General features: G+C 71.5%; 15 protein-coding genes. 8 read left to right on the forward strand and 7 right to left on the reverse strand.

The features are described 5' to 3' along the window. The first annotated feature begins 28 nt into the window (after positions 1-28). Genes ABZX11_RS43955 through ABZX11_RS43965 form a run of 3 tightly spaced genes read left to right on the forward strand, consistent with a single transcriptional unit; the run spans position 29 to position 1,752 of the window. The gene (locus ABZX11_RS43955) at positions 29-406 is read left to right on the forward strand and encodes a MerR family transcriptional regulator (protein ID WP_354924605.1); all 378 of its coding nucleotides are present in this window, start codon (positions 29-31) and stop codon (positions 404-406) included. A gap of 31 nt (positions 407-437) precedes the next feature. Beyond that, a complete protein-coding gene (locus ABZX11_RS43960; protein WP_176169701.1) occupies positions 438-1,025 on the forward strand; it encodes a helix-turn-helix domain-containing protein in 588 nt (195 codons plus the stop codon). 1 nt (position 1,026) lies between these two features. Next, complete coding sequence (locus ABZX11_RS43965; RefSeq protein ID WP_354924607.1) at positions 1,027-1,752, forward strand: SRPBCC domain-containing protein; 726 nt, start codon at positions 1,027-1,029, stop codon at positions 1,750-1,752. Here the strand turns inward: ABZX11_RS43965 and ABZX11_RS43970 are convergent. The 3 genes from ABZX11_RS43970 to ABZX11_RS43980 all read right to left on the reverse strand — a co-directional run bounded on the left by ABZX11_RS43970 (position 1,749) and on the right by ABZX11_RS43980 (position 4,050). Continuing rightward, positions 1,749-1,973, reverse strand: coding sequence for a DUF5703 family protein (locus ABZX11_RS43970; RefSeq protein WP_176169699.1), 225 nt, complete (start codon positions 1,971-1,973; stop codon positions 1,749-1,751). The two genes, ABZX11_RS43965 and ABZX11_RS43970, sit on opposite strands and share 4 nt — an antisense overlap. Continuing rightward, a complete protein-coding gene (locus tag ABZX11_RS43975; protein ID WP_354924631.1) occupies positions 1,970-2,983 on the reverse strand; it encodes a hypothetical protein in 1,014 nt (337 codons plus the stop codon). The genes ABZX11_RS43970 and ABZX11_RS43975 overlap by 4 nt, the downstream gene beginning before the upstream one ends. Positions 2,984-3,081: 98 nt before the next feature. Continuing rightward, positions 3,082-4,050: an aldo/keto reductase gene (locus ABZX11_RS43980; RefSeq protein ID WP_354924610.1), complete on the reverse strand. Its 969-nt coding sequence runs from the start codon at positions 4,048-4,050 to the stop codon at positions 3,082-3,084. Between the two features lie 87 nt (positions 4,051-4,137). On the opposite strand from ABZX11_RS43980, the gene ABZX11_RS43985 reads away from it, so the two are divergent. From ABZX11_RS43985 to ABZX11_RS44000, 4 genes are all read left to right on the forward strand, one after another. Further along, positions 4,138-5,175: an LLM class F420-dependent oxidoreductase gene (locus ABZX11_RS43985; RefSeq protein ID WP_354924611.1), complete on the forward strand. Its 1,038-nt coding sequence runs from the start codon at positions 4,138-4,140 to the stop codon at positions 5,173-5,175. A gap of 1 nt (position 5,176) precedes the next feature. Further along, positions 5,177-6,019: an undecaprenyl-diphosphate phosphatase gene (locus tag ABZX11_RS43990; RefSeq protein ID WP_176169696.1), complete on the forward strand. Its 843-nt coding sequence runs from the start codon at positions 5,177-5,179 to the stop codon at positions 6,017-6,019. A gap of 24 nt (positions 6,020-6,043) precedes the next feature. Then, positions 6,044-6,751 (forward strand): histidine phosphatase family protein, encoded by a 708-nt coding sequence (locus tag ABZX11_RS43995; RefSeq protein ID WP_354924614.1) that lies wholly within the window; start codon positions 6,044-6,046, stop codon positions 6,749-6,751. A gap of 93 nt (positions 6,752-6,844) precedes the next feature. After that, positions 6,845-8,899 (forward strand): M3 family metallopeptidase, encoded by a 2,055-nt coding sequence (locus ABZX11_RS44000; protein WP_354924616.1) that lies wholly within the window; start codon positions 6,845-6,847, stop codon positions 8,897-8,899. A 131-nt stretch (positions 8,900-9,030) separates the two neighbouring features. On the opposite strand, the gene ABZX11_RS44005 is transcribed toward ABZX11_RS44000, so the two are convergent. Together ABZX11_RS44005 and ABZX11_RS44010 are read right to left on the reverse strand one after the other, a co-directional pair. Continuing rightward, a complete protein-coding gene (locus ABZX11_RS44005) occupies positions 9,031-9,609 on the reverse strand; it encodes an ATP-dependent Clp protease proteolytic subunit (RefSeq protein WP_354924618.1) in 579 nt (192 codons plus the stop codon). A gap of 123 nt (positions 9,610-9,732) precedes the next feature. Further along, entirely contained in the window at positions 9,733-10,719 is a 987-nt protein-coding gene (locus ABZX11_RS44010; RefSeq protein ID WP_176169693.1) for a malate dehydrogenase, read from the reverse strand. Between the two features lie 514 nt (positions 10,720-11,233). On the opposite strand from ABZX11_RS44010, the gene ABZX11_RS44015 reads away from it, so the two are divergent. Then, a complete protein-coding gene (locus ABZX11_RS44015) occupies positions 11,234-11,863 on the forward strand; it encodes a DUF4360 domain-containing protein (RefSeq protein WP_176169692.1) in 630 nt (209 codons plus the stop codon). Between the two features lie 63 nt (positions 11,864-11,926). On the opposite strand, the gene ABZX11_RS44020 is transcribed toward ABZX11_RS44015, so the two are convergent. Next, positions 11,927-14,011: an FUSC family protein gene (locus tag ABZX11_RS44020; RefSeq protein WP_176177634.1), complete on the reverse strand. Its 2,085-nt coding sequence runs from the start codon at positions 14,009-14,011 to the stop codon at positions 11,927-11,929. Beyond that, positions 14,008-17,130, reverse strand: a complete 3,123-nt coding sequence (locus tag ABZX11_RS44025) for a GH92 family glycosyl hydrolase (protein WP_354924621.1) — start codon at positions 17,128-17,130, stop codon at positions 14,008-14,010. The genes ABZX11_RS44020 and ABZX11_RS44025 overlap by 4 nt, the downstream gene beginning before the upstream one ends. Between the last annotated feature and the right edge of the window lie 78 nt (positions 17,131-17,208).

The raw sequence follows: 17,208 nt of genomic DNA on the forward strand, positions 1-17,208 counted from the left end.
GGCGCCCATCCTGCGACTTAATGCCGCCATGAAGTCAATCGGCGAAGTGGCCGCCCGGTTCGGGTTGCCGGCCCACGTGCTGCGCTACTGGGAAGCGGAAGGACTGCTGACGCCCGCCCGCGACGGGGCCCGGCGCCGCTACACCGACGCGGATGTGCGCCGGGTGGCCGCGATCCTGGTCGCCAAGGAAGCCGGGTTCGAACTCGCGGACATCCGGTCGATGCTGACCGACCGGTCCGCGGCCGGCCGGGCGGCCATGGCGGCCCGGCAGCGGGACCGGCTGCGGGCGCGGATCGCCCGTGCCCAAGCGGCGCTGGAGCTGCTCGACGGCGACTGCCCGCACGACGACCTCATGACGTGCCCGCACTTCCAGAGCCTCCTGGACCGACAGCTCGATCGTTCTTGACAAATTATCTGTTCGGCAGCATGCTGGGCGCATGTTTCCGGTTGCGGTGATCGAAGACGCGGCGGCGGCCGAGGTGTCGCTGGACCCGGTCCGGGCGCGGCTGCTGGCCGAACTGGCCGAGCCGGCGTCGGCGACGATGCTCGCGGCGCGGGTCGGCCTGCCGCGCCAGAAGGTGAACTACCACCTGCGGGCGCTGGAAAGCCACGGCCTGGTGGAGCTGGTCGAGGAACGCCGCAAGGGCAACGTCACCGAGCGGATGATGCAGGCGACGGCGGCGTCGTACGTCATCTCGCCGACGGCGCTGGCCGCGGTGCAGCCGGACCCGGCCCGCTCACCGGACCGGCTTTCGGCGCGCTGGCTGCTCGCCGTCGCCGGCCGGCTCGTGCGCGACGTCGGCCTGCTGATCACCGGCGCCGCCAAGGCCCGGCAGCGCCTGGCGACATTCGCGCTCGACGGCGAGGTGCGGTTCGCCTCCGCCGCCGACCGGGCCGCGTTCGCCGAGGAGCTGACCGCCGCCGTCACCGCACTGGTGGGGAAGTACCACGACGAAACGGCCGAGAAGGGCCGCCCGTACCGGGTGGTCGTCGCCGTGCACCCGAGCGTTCCGGAGGAGTCCTGAAGTGGGACACGAATTCGAACTGACCGACCTGGCCGATGTCGCCGCGACCCCGGAGCAGGTGTGGGAAGCCATCGCGACCGGGCCGGGCATCGACTCCTGGTTCATGGGCCGCAACGAGGTCGAGGGCGGCACCGGCGGCACGGTCCGCGGCGCCTTCGGCGAGTACCGGCCCGAGTTCCGGATCGGGGAGTGGGAGCCGCCGCGGAAGCTCGCCTACGGCGCGACCGCACCGGACGGACGCCGGATCGCCTACGAGTTCCTCGTCGAGGGCCGGGACGGCGGCAGCACCGTGATCCGCTGCGTGACGAGCGGCTTCCTCCCGGGCGACGACTGGGAGGACGAGTTCGAGGCGATGACCGCGGGCGGCGCGCTGTTCTTCCGCACCCTGGCCGAGTACGTGACGCACTTCGCGGGCCGGACGGCAACGCCGGTGACCGCGTTCGGGCCACCGGTGGCGGACTGGGACGAGGCGTGGGCGCGGCTCGGTGCGGAACTGGGGCTGCCGGCGCGCCCGGCCGAGGGTGACCGGGTCCGGATCGGCCAGGAGGGGATCGTGTACGCGGTGAACGACCAGACGGTGGGCGTGCGGACGCCGGAGGCGATGTTCCGGTTCGTCCGCGGCTTCCACGGCGCGATGGTCGCCTGCCACGCCGTGTTCACCCCGGGCGCCGCCGCGGACGTCGAGGAAAAGACCTGGGGTGACTGGCTGAACCGCGTGTTCGGTTAGGTCGGCAGGGCGCCGGGGAGGCTCTGCGCCGTCTTCTTGCGGCGCAGCCAGACCCGGCGCGTGCCGTCGGCGTAAAGCCGGACCGTGCGCAGTTCCCAGCCCGCGAACTCCGCGTGGATGGAGAGCTGGGTCGCCGCCGCGCGCCGGGACACGCCCGGGGGGAGGTGCAGGCGGCGGTACTCCCAATCCCCTTCGACCACCGCCTCGCCGACCGTCGTCATGGCTGGATCACCTGGGTCCCTTCTCCGGCGGCCGAGCCGATGACCACCCGGCCGCTGTTCTCGTCCACCCCCACCGAGTCCGGCTGGCGCACGGTGGGGAACCGGTACTTCTCCACGGGTTCGCCGCCGCGGACGTCGAACCCCACCACTTCGTTGCGTTCGGTCAGCGTCACCCAGGCCAGGCTCCGCCGCGCGTCGTAGGCGATCCCGTACGCCCCACCGGGCACCGGGAAGCGCTGGCGCATGATCAGCGGCGAAGCCGAGAACGCGATCAACGCCCCTGCCCGCGCGTCGGTCACCAGCACCCGGCCGTAGGAGTCGGCCACGACGTTCGCAGCGCCGTCGCCGGCCCGCAGGCCCTCGTCCACCTTCCCGGCGGCGACGTCGAGGGAGAACACCGCCGTCCGCAGCCGGTCCAGCACCACCACGCCGTCCCCGGTGTCGACCACGTCGTCGGCGCTGTAGAGCTGCCCGCCGATCGTCCGCGCCGGCCCGGCCGGCGGCAGCACCTGCACGTCCTTGCCCGCACCCATCGCGACCAGCCGATCGGCGCCGTAGGCGATGCTCGACGCCGGCTGCCCGCCCGTCTTCGTCTCCGTCAGCCTCCGGTCCGGCAGGCTCAGCTGCTGCACCACACCCTGGCCGGGCTCGGCGATCTCGACCTTCCCCGGCGTCACGGTCAGCCGCGACGCCGGACCGTATAACGGCATATTCACCGGCGGTGACGCGAGCGCGTTCAAGTCGTACAGCCGCAAAGCCGGGGGAGCAGGGACCGCAACGACGAGGGTCGAGGTCTTCGGGTCCACGGCCACCGCCGAGACCGAACCCGAGCCGAGCACCTGACCGGCGGGTTTCACCGTGACGGCGGGGGAGACGGCCGGGCGCGCGGCGACCGGGTTCGCCACGATCTGCAGCTCGTCGGAGTTCGACTTGGCCGACGAGCAGCCCGAGAGCACCAGGGCACCGGCGAGCGGGAGCGCGATCCACGACACGGCGGCGAGCCGATGCACGTTGCGGCCTCCAGGCGCTCCTCGGCGGTTGGTCTTCACCAGCATGCTCCTTGATCCCCGTGCCGTCACGTGCGTGTCACCGAACAGACACCTGGCGCTCACCGGGGCCAGCGTTCGGGGTAGCCGACCTCGATCGCGCTGACGTCGTCGAGCGCGGACCGGATGGCGGGCGGCAGGGTGATGTCCTCGGCGGTCAGCGAGCCGGTGAGCTGGCCGGTGTCGCGGGCTCCGACGACCGGGGCGACGACGCCGGGCCGGTCGCGGACCCAGGCCAGCGCCACTGAGAGCGGGGACGTGCCGAGCCCGTCGGCGGCCGTCGCGACGGCCTGCACGATCCGGGCGGCGCGGTCGGTGCGGTGGTGCTCGACGTACCCGGCGTAGGCGCTGTTCGCGCCGCGGGAGTCGGCGGGCGTGCCGGTGCGGTACTTGCCGGTCAGCACGCCGCGGCCGAGCGGCGCCCAGGGCAGCAGCCCGATGCCGTGGTGCTCGGCGGCCGGCACCACTTCGCGGTCCACGCCGCGCTCCAGCAGCGAGTATTCGACCTGGGTGGAGACGATGGGGGCGATCGCCGGGGCGCCGGCGGCGGCGGTGGCCAGCTGCCAGCCCGCGTAGTTCGAGACGCCGACGTAACGGACCTTTCCGCTGGTCACGGCGTACTCGAGAGCGGAGAGCGTCTCGGCGAGCGGCACGCAGCCGTCCCAGGCGTGCAGCTGCCAGAGGTCGATGTGGTCGGTGCCGAGCCGGCGGAGCGAGCCGTCGAGCGCGGTGAGCAGCGCGCCGCGCGAGGCGCCGCCGCCGAACGGGCCGTCGGTGCGCCTGGCGACGGCTTTCGTCGCGAGCACGACGTCTTCGCGGGGCACGAGGTCGCCCAGCAGCGAGCCGAGCACCCGCTCGCTCTCGCCCTCGCCGTAGATGTCGGCCGTGTCCACCAGGGTGCCGCCGGCGTCGACGAAGGCGACCAGCTGGCTGGCGGCCTCCTCCGCGTCGGTGTCGCCACCCCAGGTCATGGTGCCGAGCGCCATACGGGAGACGCGCAGTCCCGAGCGGCCGAGCAGTCGCTTTTCCACGACCGCCGAGCCTAGTGGGCGGCCTCCCCCGGAGGAGACCAAGGTGAGTCGTGTCGCGATCATGGCCCCCCGTTAGGGTCTGGCCCCGTGCGACTCGGACTCAATCTCGGCTACTGGGGCGCGGGGAACGACCCCGCGAACCTGGCACTGGCGAAACAGGCGGAGGACCTCGGCTACGCCGTCGTGTGGGCCGCCGAAGCCTACGGCTCGGACGCGGTGACCGTGCTCACCTGGATCGCGGCGCAGACGTCGCGGATCGACGTCGGGGCCGCCGTGCTGCAGATCCCGGCGCGCACCCCGGCGATGACGGCGATGACCGCCGCGACCCTCGACACGCTCTCGGGCGGCCGGTTCCGGCTCGGCCTCGGCGTGTCCGGCCCGCAGGTGTCGGAAGGCTGGCACGGCGTCCGGTTCGCCTCGCCGGTGAGCCGCACCCGGGAGTACGCGCAGATCGTGCGGACCGCGCTGCGCCGGGAGCGGCTGAGGTTCGAGGGCGAGCACTTCACGCTGCCGCTGCCGGACGGCCCGGGGAAGGCGCTGCGGCTGACCGTGCGCCCGGCCCGCAAGCACATCCCGCTGTACCTGGCGGCGATCGGCCCGAAGAACCTGGAGCTGGCCGGGGAGATCGCCGACGGCTGGCTGCCGGTGTTCTTCTCGCCGGCCCACGCGGGGGAGCAGCTGGCCCACGTCCGCGCCGGCGCCGAGCGGGCCGGGCGCACGCTGGAGGGCTTCGACGTCGTCCCGTCGGTGCCGCTGGTGCCCGGCGACGACTGGCGGGTGTGCGCGGACGCCGTCCGCGGCTACGCGGCGCTCTACCTCGGGGGGATGGGAAGCAGGGAGAAGAACTTCTACAACCGGCTGGCGTGCCGGATGGGATTCGCGGCCGAGGCCGCCGAAGTGCAGGAGAAGTACCTGGCGGGCGACCGGGCGGGGGCGATGGCGGCGGTGCCGCCGGAGTTCCTCGATGCGACGTCGCTGCTGGGTCCGAAGGAACGGATCGCGGAGAAGATGACGGAATACGCCGAAGCCGGCGTGACGACCCTGTCGGTGTCGCCCTACACGCCGGAGCCGGCCGAGGCGCTGCGCACGGCGGTCGAGGCCCTCGAGCTGGCGGGGGTGGCCTGACGTGGGGTGGTTCGAGGCACTGGTGCTGGGCCTGGTCCAGGGCCTGACCGAGTTCCTGCCGATCTCCTCCAGCGCGCACCTGCGGATCGTCGCGGCGCTGGCGGGCTGGGACGACCCGGGCGCGGCGTTCACCGCCGTCACCCAGATCGGCACCGAGCTGGCGGTGATCATCTACTTCGGGCCGAAGATCGGCAAGATCCTGCGGGCCTGGTTCTTCTCGCTGTACAAGGCGGAGTGGCGCCGCGACCCGGACGCCCGGCTGGGCTGGCTGATCATCGTCGGCTCGCTGCCGATCGTGGTGCTCGGGCTGCTGCTGCAGGACCAGATCGACAGCGCGTTCCGCGACCTGCGGATCACCGCGACCGTGCTCATCGTGTTCGGCGTGATCCTGCTGGTCGCCGACCGGATCGGCAGGCAGGACCGGACGCTGGACGACCTGACCGTGCCGCACGGGCTGGGCTTCGGCTTCGCGCAGGCGCTGGCCCTGATCCCCGGCGTGTCCCGCTCGGGCGGCACGACGAGCGCGGGCCTGCTGCTGGGCTACACCCGCGCCGAGGCGGCCGAGTACTCGTTCCTGCTGGCGCTGCCGGCGGTGTTCGGGTCGGGCGTGTACAAGCTCAAGGACATCGGCGCGGGTGGCGTGCCCGCCCAGTGGGGGCCGACGATCCTGGCCACGCTGGTCGCGTTCGGCGTCGGGTACGCGGTGATCGCCTGGCTGATGGCCTACATCAAGAAGCGCAGCTTCGTGCCGTTCGTGGTCTACCGGCTGGTGCTGGGCGTGCTGCTGTTCGTGCTGATCTTCAGCGGTGTTCTCGACCCGAACGCGGGCCCGGTCGGCCATTGATCGCGGCCACGTAGGCTGGGGTCCGTGAGTACGGTCATTCTGCTCCGGCACGGCAAGTCGACGGCCAACGGCTCCGGCATCCTGGCCGGGCGGTCGCCCAAGGTCAACCTCGACGACACCGGCCGCGCCCAGGCGGAGAAGCTCGTCGAGCGGCTCGACGGCGTGCCCCTCGCGGGGCTCGTCGTGTCGCCGATGCTGCGGTGCAAGCAGACCGTCGGCCCCCTGGCGGCGGCCAGGGGGCTCGACAAGGTCGTCGAGCCCGGGCTGTCCGAAGTGGACTACGGCGACTGGACCGGCAGGGAGCTCAAGCACCTGGCCAAGGAACCGCTCTGGCGGGTCGTGCAGGCCCACGCGTCGGCCGCGGTGTTCCCGGGCGGCGAAGGGCTGGCGGCGATGCAGGCGCGGTCGGTGGCCGCCGTCCGGGCGCACGACCGGCGGATCACCGCCGAGCACGGCGACCACGCCGTGTGGCTGCTGTGCAGCCACGGCGACGTGATCAAGTCCATCCTCGCCGACGCGCTCGGCCAGCACCTCGACGCCTTCCAGCGGATCGTCGTCGACCCGGCGTCGATCTCCGTCGTGCGCTACACCGAGACGCGGCCGTTCGTGATGCGCGTCAACGACCACGGTGGTGACCTGCGCGGCATCGTGCCGCCCGAGCCCAAGCCGAAACGGGGCAAAAAGGCCCCTTCGAGCAGCGACGCCGTGGTGGGCGGTACCACGGGCCGGTGACCGCGGCCACCTCCGGAAAGCGCTGACATCGACCCAGGTGGACCCCGTAGGGTGGCAAGACCGAGTGTCTGTCCCCGACCAGGAGCCTGCCCGATGATTTCGCCGGACAATCCGTTCGCCGCACCCAGCGAGCTGCCCTACGCCCTGCCGCCCTTCGACCGGATCTCCGACGAGCACTACCGGCCCGCGTTCGAGGCCGGGCTGGCCGAGCACGCGGCGGAGATCGAGCAGATCGCCGAGCAGGACGCCGAGCCCACGTTCGAGAACACGATCGTGGCCCTCGAGCGGGCCGGCGAGCTGCTGGGCCGGGTGGCGAGCGTGTTCTACAACCTGGCCGGCTCCAACAGCACCGACGAGATCCAGGCCATCCAGGCGGAGTTCGCGCCGAGGCTGGCCGCCCACCACGACGCGATCCACCTGAACCCGCAGCTGTTCGCCCGGATCGACGCCCTCCACGCCCGCCGCGGCGAGCTGGGGCTGGACGAGGAGTCGCTGCGGCTGCTGGAGCGGCGCCACACCGACTTCAGCCGGGCCGGCGCCGGTCTCGGCGCGGCCGAGCAGGCCCGCCTGCGCGAGCTCAACGAGCAGCTCTCCACGTGGCAGACGAAGTTCCAGCAGAACCTGCTCAAGGACACCAACGAGCTGGCCGTCGTCATCACCGACCGCGCCGAGCTCGACGGCTTCGGCGAAGGCGCGATCGCCACCGCGGCCGAAGCGGCGTCCGCCCGTGGTGAGGACGGCAAGTACGTGCTCACCCTGAGCCTGCCGACGAGCCAGGCGTCACCGCTGGAGACCCTGCGCAACCGGGACGTGCGCGAGCGCATCCACACCGCGTCGATGGCGCGGGGCAACCGCGGCAACGCCTTCGACAACAACGCCGTCGTCGCCGAGATCGTCCGCCTGCGCGCGGAACGGGCCGTGCTGCTCGGCTACCCGAACCACGCCGCGTACGTCATCGCGGACGAGACGGCGAAGACGGCCGAAGCCGCCGCCGGGTTGCTGGAGCGGCTGGCGCCGGCCGCGGTCGCGAACGCCCGCGCGGAAGCCGCCGAGCTGCAGGAGCTGCTGGAAGCGGACGTGCCGAGCGCGACGCTGCGGCCGTCGGACTGGCCGTTCTACGCCGCCCAGGTCCGCCGCGAGCGTTTCGAGGTCGACACCGAGGCGCTGCGGCCGTACTTCGAGGCCGACCGCGTGTACCTCGACGGCGTCTTCTTCGCCGCGACGAAGCTGTACGGCCTGACGTTCACCGAACGCGACGACCTGCCGAAGTACCACCCGGAGGTCCGGACCTTCGAGGTCTTCGACGCCGACGGCACCCCGCTCGGCCTGTACCTGCTCGACCTGTACACCCGCGACGCCAAGCGCGGCGGCGCCTGGATGAACACCTTCGTCGACCAGTCCGAGCTGCTCGGCCGCAAGACGGTCGTGGTGAACGTGCTCAACGTGAACAAGCCGCCGGCGGGGGAGCCGACCCTGCTGACCTTCGACGAGGTCGTCACGGCGTTCCACGAGTTCGGTCACGCCCTCCACGCGCTGGTTTCGGCGGTCCGCTACCCGACCTTCTCCGGCACCAACGTGCCCCGGGACTTCGTCGAGTACCCCTCGCAGGTCAACGAGATGTGGATGCTGTGGCCGGAAGTCCTCGCCAACTACGCGAAGCACCACGAGACGGGTGAGGCGCTGCCGCAGGAGCAGGTGGACAAGCTGCTGGCCGCTCAGCAGTACGGCGAAGGCTTCTCCACCACCGAGTACCTGGCGGCGTCACTGCTCGACCAGGCCTGGCACGGCCTCGGCGTCGACGACCGCGTGGGGGAGGTGCAGCGCTTCGAGGCGGAGGCACTGGTGAAGGCCGGTGTGGCCGTGGACGCGATCCCGCCGCGCTACCGCACGACATACTTCGCCCACATCTTCAGCGGCGGCTACAGCGCCGGGTACTACTCCTACATCTGGAGCGAGGTCCTCGACGCCGACACCGTCCAGTGGTTCCGCGAAAACGGGGGACTGGCCAGGGAGAACGGCGACCACTTCCGCCGCACCCTGCTCGGCCGGGGCGGCAGCATCGACCCGATGGACGCCTTCCGTGCCTTCCGCGGCCGCGACCCGGAGATCGAACCGCTGCTGGCCCGCCGAGGGCTCGGCGGCGCCTGACCCCGCCGGCCCGACCCGGGTCACACCGGTGATCTCACCAAATGTATAACGACCTATACGCCGGGGCGATTTTCGAGGAAAATCGCTCCGGCCGCTGTCGTGCAAAGAACGCAAAGACCGAGGGGACCGGCTCAGCCGGCGACGATGTGGTCCACGAAGCCGTACGCCAGTGCTTCGTCGGCGTCGAACCAGCGGTCCCGGTCGGCGTCGGCGGTGATGCGTTCGACGGTCTGGCCCGTCTGGCGTGCGGTGATCTCCGCGATGCGGCGCTTCATCCTGCCGAAGACCTCGGCCTGGATGGCGATGTCGGTGGCGGCGCCGCCGATGCCTGCCGAGGGCTGGTGCATGACGATCCGGGTGTTGGGCAGCAGGTAGCGCTTGCCGGGGGTGCCGGAGGAGAGCAGGAACTGGCCTATGGAGGCGACGAAGCCGAGGCCGTAGGTGGCGACGTCGGGTTTGACGAGCTGCATGGTGTCGTAGATGGCCATGCCGGCGGTGACCGAGCCGCCCGGTGAGTTGATGTAGAAGGTGATGTCCTTCGCCGGGTCGTCGGCGGCGAGCAGGAGCAGCTGGGCGACGATGCGGTTGGCGACCTCGTCGGTGACTTCGGAGCCGAGGAAGACGATGCGGTCGCGCAGGAGCTGCTGGTAGACCGAGTCGTCGGGGGACTGGACGGGGGCCTGCATGTCGGCTGCGGCGAGAAGGGTCATGGGGCGACGGTAGGGCGCGTGATCGGGTTCGCGGTGGGGGTTTCGCTGTGAGCGTGCGGTGTTCGCCGGACGCGAAAGGGCCGCCGTCCAGTGCGGACGGCGGCCCCGGTTCGGTGGGTCGGCTCAGATGAGGCCGAGCTTCTGCACGGTGTCGCGCTCCTCGACGAGCTCGGCGACGGAGGCGTCGATGCGGGCGCGGGAGAAGTCGTCGATCTCGAGGCCCTGGACGATCTTGTACTGGCCGTTCTCGGCGGTGACCGGGAAGGAGGAGATGAGGCCTTCGGGGACGCCGTAGGAGCCGTCGGAGGCGACGGCGGCGGAGGTCCAGTCGCCGGCCGGGGTGCCGTTGACCCAGGTGTGGACGTGGTCGATGGCGGCGGAGGCGGCCGAGGCGGCGGAGGAGAGGCCGCGGGCTTCGATGATGGCGGCGCCGCGCTTGGCGACGGTGGGGATGAAGTCGTTCTCGAGCCAGGCCTGGTCGACGGCGTCGGCGATGGCCTTGCCGCCGAATTCGGCGTGCTGGACCGAGGGGTACTGGGTGGCGGAGTGGTTGCCCCAGATGGCGACCTTCTTGAGCTCGGTCACCGGTACGCCGAGCTTCTTGGAGAGCTGGGCGAGGGCGCGGTTGTGGTCGAGGCGGGTCATCGCGGTGAAGCGGTCGGCGGGCACGTCGGGGGCGTGCGAGCGGGCGATGAGGGCGTTGGTGTTGGCGGGGTTGCCGACGACGAGGACCTTGATGTCGTCGGCGGCGCCGGCGTTGATGGCTTCGCCCTGTGGCTTGAAGATGCCGCCGTTGGCTTCGAGGAGGTCGCCGCGCTCCATGCCCTTGCTGCGGGGGCGGGCGCCGACGAGGAGGGCGATGTTGGTGCCTTCGAAGGCCTGCTTGGGGTCGTCGAAGATGTCGGTGCCGGCGAGGAGCGGGAATGCGCCGTCTTCGAGCTCCATGGCGGTGCCCTCGGCCGCCTTGACCGCCTGCGGGATCTCGAGGAGCCGCAGCTTCACCGGGACGTCCTGGCCGAGGAGCTGACCGGAAGCGATGCGGAAGAGCAGCGCGTAGCCGATCTGGCCGGCGGCGCCGGTGACGGTCACGTTGACGGGGGCTTGGGTCATTGCGGTTCTCCAGCTTGAGACGACTTTGGCTAGTGGTGTGGAGCCTATCCCTCCTTGGCGTTGCCGGTTGGGTGCGTCCAGTCACTGTTGCGAGGATCGCTTTTCGGGGGGGTTCGGGTGGCGAGGGCCTGGTCGGAGGCGTGGGCGGCGGTGCGGGCGTGGGCGGCGCCGGTGGGCGCCGGTGGCGGGCGGCGATGTACCTGAGCCCGATCGGGTGCCGTTCCGGCCGGGTGGTGGTGCAGGTGCGCGGGTGGCGGTGCTGATCGGCCGAGCCGGACGTCGCGCGGTGATCGTGGGTGACCGCCGGGGGAGCAGGGGCGCGAAATCGTTTTCCGTGCGCATTTATTCACGGGCACGCGGAATGGGCTTTACGAAATTTGTCGAAACGTGAGCAATGCCGCTTGGTGGGACGTCTGTCCAGCGTTGCTCCGTTCAGCGGGGTTTGCTTCCATGATCCTTTCGCTACCATGGTTCGGCCCCCGTCCCCAATTTGAATGTATTGGGAAGGATTCCGATGCTGTCTGCGGTCGTTGCTGCCGTAATGGCGCTGTCTTCTGTGGTCGCCCCGCATTCGTGGAACACTCCTCCGCCGCCCGACAAAATTGTCATCGACGTCGTCAACGCCATCGGTACCGGTTGTCCGACGGGCACGTCCGCGGTGGCTGTCTCGCAGGACAACACGGCGTTCACCGTGACCTACAGCGCTTACACGGCGTTGGTCGGGGTCGGCGCCGGGCCGCTGGACGCCAGGAAGAACTGCCAGATCGGCCTGCGGGTGCACGTGCCGCAGGGCTTCACGTACGGAATCGCGCAGGCCGACTACCGCGGATTCGCGCACCTGGAACGTGGCTCGACCGGCCTGGAAAGGGCCAATTACTATTTCCAGGGTAATTCGCCGACGGCCTACGTTCAGCATCCGCTCACCGGGCCGTTCGAGGATGACTGGCATTTCACTGATTCCACGGAGGTCGGGGCTATCGTGTTCAAGCCCTGTGGAGAGGAACGCAATCTGAACATCAACACGGAATTGCGGGCCGCGGTGGGTACGTCGGATCCGAAGAAGACGACGAGCTACGTCACGATGGACTCGACCGACGGCAGCATCACCACCACGTACCACTTCGCGTGGCTGACCTGCCCGTGATCGGCTCCGGGCGACCGGAGGTCCAGAGGGGCGGCGCGGCCCGATCGGGCTGCGCCGCCCCGGTCAGGGCTTCGCCGTGGCCCGGGGGTCGGTGGCTTCGAGGCCGAAGACGCGGCCGAGGGAGACGAGGGCCTCGTCGAGGTGGCTGAGGCTGGAGAGGACGGCACGGGTTTCGGCCGCTTCCACGCGGTCGGAGACCGGGGTGCCGTCGTCGCGCACGAGCGTGCCGGGTGTGGGGCCACCCGGCGCGTCGAGCGCTTTGCGGAGGACGTCGATGTTGGCCAGCAGCCGTCCGGTGAACTGCCGCAGCCGGTCGGCGTCGGCGCCGGTGAGCTGGCCGGGCTGGGCGCGGGCGGCGACGTGGCGGGCGCGGAAGGCGATGGTTTCCAGGGTGGTGAGCACGTGCCAGCCGTAGTCGCGGCGGGCGCTGCGGAGGTTCACCGGGTGGGTCAGCGGTTCGATGGTGGTGCGGACCTGGTCGACGCTGCGGTCGAGGTCGCGGGAGAGTTCGATGATGTTGACGTTCTCCTCGCCGGCGAGGAGGCCGCGGGTGTGCTCGAGGAACTCTTCGAGGTCGTCGAGCACCGTGTTGATGTCGTCGAGCATGACCGAGCGGGTGCGGACCGGGACGATGACGACCGCGGCGAGGATGCCGGCGACCGCGCCGACGGCGGTCTCGGCGACGCGGATCCAGAGCACTTCGAGGCTGAAGGTGCCGAGCAGGCTGTAGAGCAGCCCGAGCATGCTGGTGACGAAGAAGGCCATCACCACCTGGGACACGCGTGCGGTGTAGACCATCCCGAAGACGCACACGAGGATGAGGGCGAGGGTGGCGGCGGTGTTGCCGCCGACCAGCAGTGCGAGCAGGACGCCGCCGAGGATGCCGATCAGGGTGCCGCCGAGGCGGCGGATGCCCTTGACGAAGGTGGCGCCGGCGCTGGAGGCGCCGATGAACACGACGAACACGGTGAGCACGGCCCAGTACCAGCGCTGGTGGGAGACGAGGGTGCCGCCGAGCACGGCGAGGCCGCCGCCGACGACGGCCTGGATCGCGCTGCGGGTGCGGTTGTCGTAGGCGAACGCGCGAGTCGGTTCGGCGTCGTCTTCCTCGAGCGGGTCCGCCGCGGTCTCCGGGGCGGCGGCGCGCTGGGCGCGGTCGTCGGCCAGTGCGAGTTCGGCCAGTGCTTTGCGGACGCCGTCGCCGGGGGCGGCGTGTTCGTCGATGCGGCTGCCTTCGACGAGCATCCGGCTGTACTCGCCGGTTTCGCTGATCAGCGGTAGTTCCCGCGGGTCGCGTTCCATCAGGGCGCGGAAGCGGGCGAGCCGGGCGATGAGGTCGTCGCGGACGTCGGCGGCGAGTTCCTCGGAGCAGGTGCGCTGGACGGTGATCGCCAGCCAGCCGACGGCGAGCTCGACTTCGATGGCGCGGCGGCGCAGCCGGTCGGCGGCACGGGCGTCGAGGACGTCGGGGGCTGCGTCCTCGATGAGCAGGACGCACTCGTGGAGCCGGGCCAGCGCCGAGCGCAGCTGTTTGCGGGTGCGTTCGCTGCCTGACACCGCGAGGTGGGCCTCGGTGGCGCGCAAGACCGCACCGAGGCGGGCGCGGAAGGCGCGGCGGACGCGGAGGAACTCGGCCTCGGCGTTGTGCCGCATCAGGACGAACCGGACGACGGCGTTGGCGAGGACGCCGACGGCGAGCGCCATCAGCAGCTGCGGTACCTGCTTGACGTGGGCCTGCAGGAACATCGGGAAGAAGAACAGGAAGAAGGCGATCGAGCCGAGCGCGGTGCCGCGGGCGCCGAAGCGCTGGGCGTAGACGGCGACGAAGATCAGCAGGACGAACACGATGCTGTCCAGCGGCGGCCTCGCGGAGCCGAGGCTGGCCACGGTGATCGACGCGGCGCCGGTGAGGAAGGCCAGGACGAGGGTGACGGCCTGGCCGCCCGGGGTGGGGTCGTTGACGGTGAAGGCGGTCATCATCGCGGCGATGGCGCCGACGAGGGTGACGGTGAGCGGGACGTGGGCGGGCAGCAGCGCGGCGACGGCGAGGACGATGCCGAGCACGGCGGAGCCGGCCAGCCGCAGCCGGACCAGGCCGGGGTCGGCCGCGACGAGCCGGTCGAGAGCGGCGGTGCGGAACCGGTTCATCGGGCGAGGAGCTCCCATTGGGCGAGGGTGGCGCGGCGGCCGCGGGTCGCGGTGATCCGCAGCCGGTAGCGGGCGTGCGCGGCCGGGGTGGCGAGGACGAACGGACGGGTCTGGCACCGCCAGCGGAACAGTTCGCCCTCGCGTTCGTCGAGGGTGGTCCAGTGCTCGCCGTCGTCGGAGCCTTCCAGGACCCAGGCGCTCGGGTCGCCGCGGCGGGTGCCGGAGGTCAGGGTGTAGAGGGTGACTTCGCGGGGTTCGCCGGTGACGGTGAACTCGATCGACGGGGTGGCGCTCCGGAAGGTGACCTGGGTGCGGGTGGTGTCGTCGAACAGCGCGCCGGTCTTGGTGCCGTCGGAGCTGGTCGCGGTGCCGGTGAGGTCGGTGGCGGGGTCCGGGTGCGCGGCCGGTGGGGGTGGGGCGCCCCAGTCCGCCGGTTCGGTGCCCAGGTCGAAGACGAGTTCGGCGCCGGCGGCGAGGGTGGCGTGGGCGATCGAGGTGGTCTCGTGCGGACGGCCGTTGACGGTGAGGCCGCGGACGTAGACGGTCTCGTCGGTGTTGCCGGGGGCGTGGACGACCAGCTTCCGGCCTTCGCCCAGGTGCACGGTGGCCTTTTCGAACAGGGGTGAGCCGATGGCGTAGCGCGGGCTGCCGATCTGCAGCGGGTAGAAGCCGAGGGCGCTGAAGACGTACCAGGCGGACATCTCGCCGTTGTCCTCGTCGCCGGGGTAGCCCTGGCCGATGTCGCTGCCGAGGTAGAGCCGCCGCAGCACCTCCCGCACGACGGCCTGGGTCTTCGCGGGCGCGCCGGCGTGGTTGTAGATGTAGGGGATGTGGTGCGAGGGCTGGTTGGAGTGGCCGTACTGGCCCATCCGGACGTCGCGGGCCTCGGTCATCTCGTGGATCAGCCCGCCGTAGGCGCCGGGGCGGCGGCCGGTTTCGGGGGTGGCGAAGAAGGTGTCGAGCTTGGCTTCCAGGCCGGCGGTGCCGCCGTGGAGGGCGGCGAGGCCGGGGCCGTCGTGGGGTGCGGTGAAGGCGGTGTTCCAGGCGTTGGTTTCGACGAAGTCGCCGCCCCAGGCGGCCGGGTCGTAGCCTTGCGGGGCGAACTTGCGGCGGCCGTCGCGGTGGCGGCCCTGGAAGAAGCCGATCTCCGGGTCGAAGTGGTGGACGTAGTGCTTCGCGCGCTCGCGGAAGTAGTCGGCGTAGTCGGCGTACCGGCGGGCTCGCGCGCCTTCGCTTTCCCGGGACAGCTCGGCGGCGAGGTTGGCCAGGCCGAAGTCGTTGATGCAGCCTTCCAGCGCCCAGGACAGTCCTTCGTGGACCGACACCGGCGTGTAGTGCAGGAAGATCGACTCTTCGAGGCCCTTGCGGCCGACCGCGCGGCGCGGCGGGGTGACGGTGGCGTTCTTCAGCCCGGCGTCGAAGGCGGCCTCGACGTCGAAGCCGCGGACGCCCTTGAGGTAGGCGTCGGCGAAGGCGACGTCCGAGCTGGTGCCGGTCATGAGGTCGGCGTAGCCGGGGGAGGACCAGCGGGCGATCCAGCCGCCTTCGCGGTACTGCTGGACGAACCCGTCGATCATCCGGCCGCAGCGTTCCGGGGCGAGCAGCGCGTAGGCGGGCCAGGTGGTGCGGTAGGTGTCCCAGAAGCCGTTGTTGACGTACAGCTCGCCGTCGACGACTTTCGCGCCGGTGCGCCGCCGGGTGCTCGGCCACCATCGGCGCACGACCGGGCTGGCGTGCCGGATGCCCTTCGGCGTGTTCTCGTGTGCCTCGTTCGGGTAGAGGAACAGCCGGTAGAGGTTGGAGTACAGCGTCGTGCGCTGGTCTTCGGTGGCGCCTTCGACCTTGACGCGGCCGAGCTCGTCCTGCCAGCGCCGTCGCGCCTGGGCGGCCACTTCCGCGACCGTGGTCCCGGCCGGGATCTCCAGCTCCAGGTTGCGCTTGGCCTGGGCGAGGCTGATCAGCGACGTCGCGATCCGCAGCGTCACGTCGGGGCCGTCGAACTCGAAGTAGCCCGAGACCCGCCGCCACGGCGGGAAGTGCACCTTGGCGCCGCGGGTGGCGGGGGCGTCGGTGACGGCGTAGACGAACATCCGGCGCGCCCCGGCCGACAGGCGGCTGCGGACCCGGGTGTAGCCGGTGATCACGCCGGTGTCGGGGTCGATCCGGATGCGGCCGCGGTTGCGGACGTTGTCGAACAGCAGCCAGCCGTGCTTGTCCGGGAAGGTGAACCGCATGATCGCCGCGTGCGACGTCGGGGCGAGCTCGGCGGTCATCCCGTTGGCGAACCGGACCCGGTAGTGGTGCGGGGCGTCGGTCTCGTCGTCGTGGGAGAAGGCCAGGGCGCGCTTGCGGCGGTCGGGCTCGACCGGGCCGGTGCCCGGCATGAGGTGGAAGGTGTGCCGGTCGCCCATCCACGGGCTCGGCTGGTGCGACAGCGCGAACGCCTGCAGCGCCGTCCGGTTCCGTTCGTCGTTGTGGCGGTGGTAGGAGTAGAGCCAGTTGGTGACGCCGGCGTCGGTGACCGGGGTCCAGAAGTTGAACCCGTGCGGCACCGCCGTGGCCGGGAAGTTGTTGCCGCGGGAGAACTCGCCGCTGGAGTGGGTGCCGCGGGTGGTGCGGACGCAGTCGACCGGGTCGCGCGGCGGGTCGGGGCGCTCGGCGATCCGGACGTCGTCGAGCCAGCCGGTGATCTCCCCCGGCGCGTCGGTGCGCAGCACGAGCCGGGCGATCCGCCGCCCGGCGAACGCCCCGAGCGGGCGGCGGACGAGGTTCCACTGGTCCACCCACAGCGTCTTGTCGTCGACCGGCTCGAACCCGGCGGCGGTGCCGTCGGCGAACTCGACGTCGAGGCAGGCGCGGGTGGCGTGGTAGGCCGGGATGTCGCCGTCGGCTTCCGGGAAGACCACATAGGACAGCTCGGTGCGCGCGGTGACGGGCACGTCGAGTTCGAACAGGACGGCGCGGGGGCGGGCGGTGTAGCGCAGGGCCTTCAGCCCGGTGAAGCCGACGCCGGTCTTGGCGGTGGGTGAGCGGCCGGGGCCCTTGTCGATCGTCAGCCGGGGGTCCGCCGGCTGCGGATCACCGGATTCGAAGGACGAGAAGAACACGGCATCGGGCATGCGACCACCGTATCGGCCGAACGGCCCAAGCCGCGCCGCGACGCTGCCTTCCCGGCCGCGCGGGTGCCCGAACGCGGG

The sequence above is a fragment of the Amycolatopsis sp. NPDC004169 genome (assembly GCF_040610315.1).
In the GTDB taxonomy this organism is placed as follows: Bacteria; Actinomycetota; Actinomycetes; order Mycobacteriales; family Pseudonocardiaceae; genus Amycolatopsis.

Excerpts from the sequence above, each read along its gene's own strand:
- ABZX11_RS43955 (WP_354924605.1), top strand. The coding sequence starts at position 29 with ATGAAGTCAATCGGCGAAGTGGCCGCCCGGTTCGGGTTGCCGGCCCAC.
- ABZX11_RS43960 (WP_176169701.1), top strand. The coding sequence starts at position 438 with ATGTTTCCGGTTGCGGTGATCGAAGACGCGGCGGCGGCCGAGGTGTCG.
- ABZX11_RS43970 (WP_176169699.1), bottom strand. The coding sequence starts at position 1,973 with ATGACGACGGTCGGCGAGGCGGTGGTCGAAGGGGATTGGGAGTACCGC.
- ABZX11_RS44000 (WP_354924616.1), top strand. The coding sequence starts at position 6,845 with ATGATTTCGCCGGACAATCCGTTCGCCGCACCCAGCGAGCTGCCCTAC.
- ABZX11_RS44005 (WP_354924618.1), bottom strand. The coding sequence starts at position 9,609 with ATGACCCTTCTCGCCGCAGCCGACATGCAGGCCCCCGTCCAGTCCCCC.
- ABZX11_RS44010 (WP_176169693.1), bottom strand. The coding sequence starts at position 10,719 with ATGACCCAAGCCCCCGTCAACGTGACCGTCACCGGCGCCGCCGGCCAG.
- ABZX11_RS44015 (WP_176169692.1), top strand. The coding sequence starts at position 11,234 with ATGCTGTCTGCGGTCGTTGCTGCCGTAATGGCGCTGTCTTCTGTGGTC.
- ABZX11_RS44020 (WP_176177634.1), bottom strand. The coding sequence starts at position 14,011 with ATGAACCGGTTCCGCACCGCCGCTCTCGACCGGCTCGTCGCGGCCGAC.
- ABZX11_RS44025 (WP_354924621.1), bottom strand. The coding sequence starts at position 17,130 with ATGCCCGATGCCGTGTTCTTCTCGTCCTTCGAATCCGGTGATCCGCAG.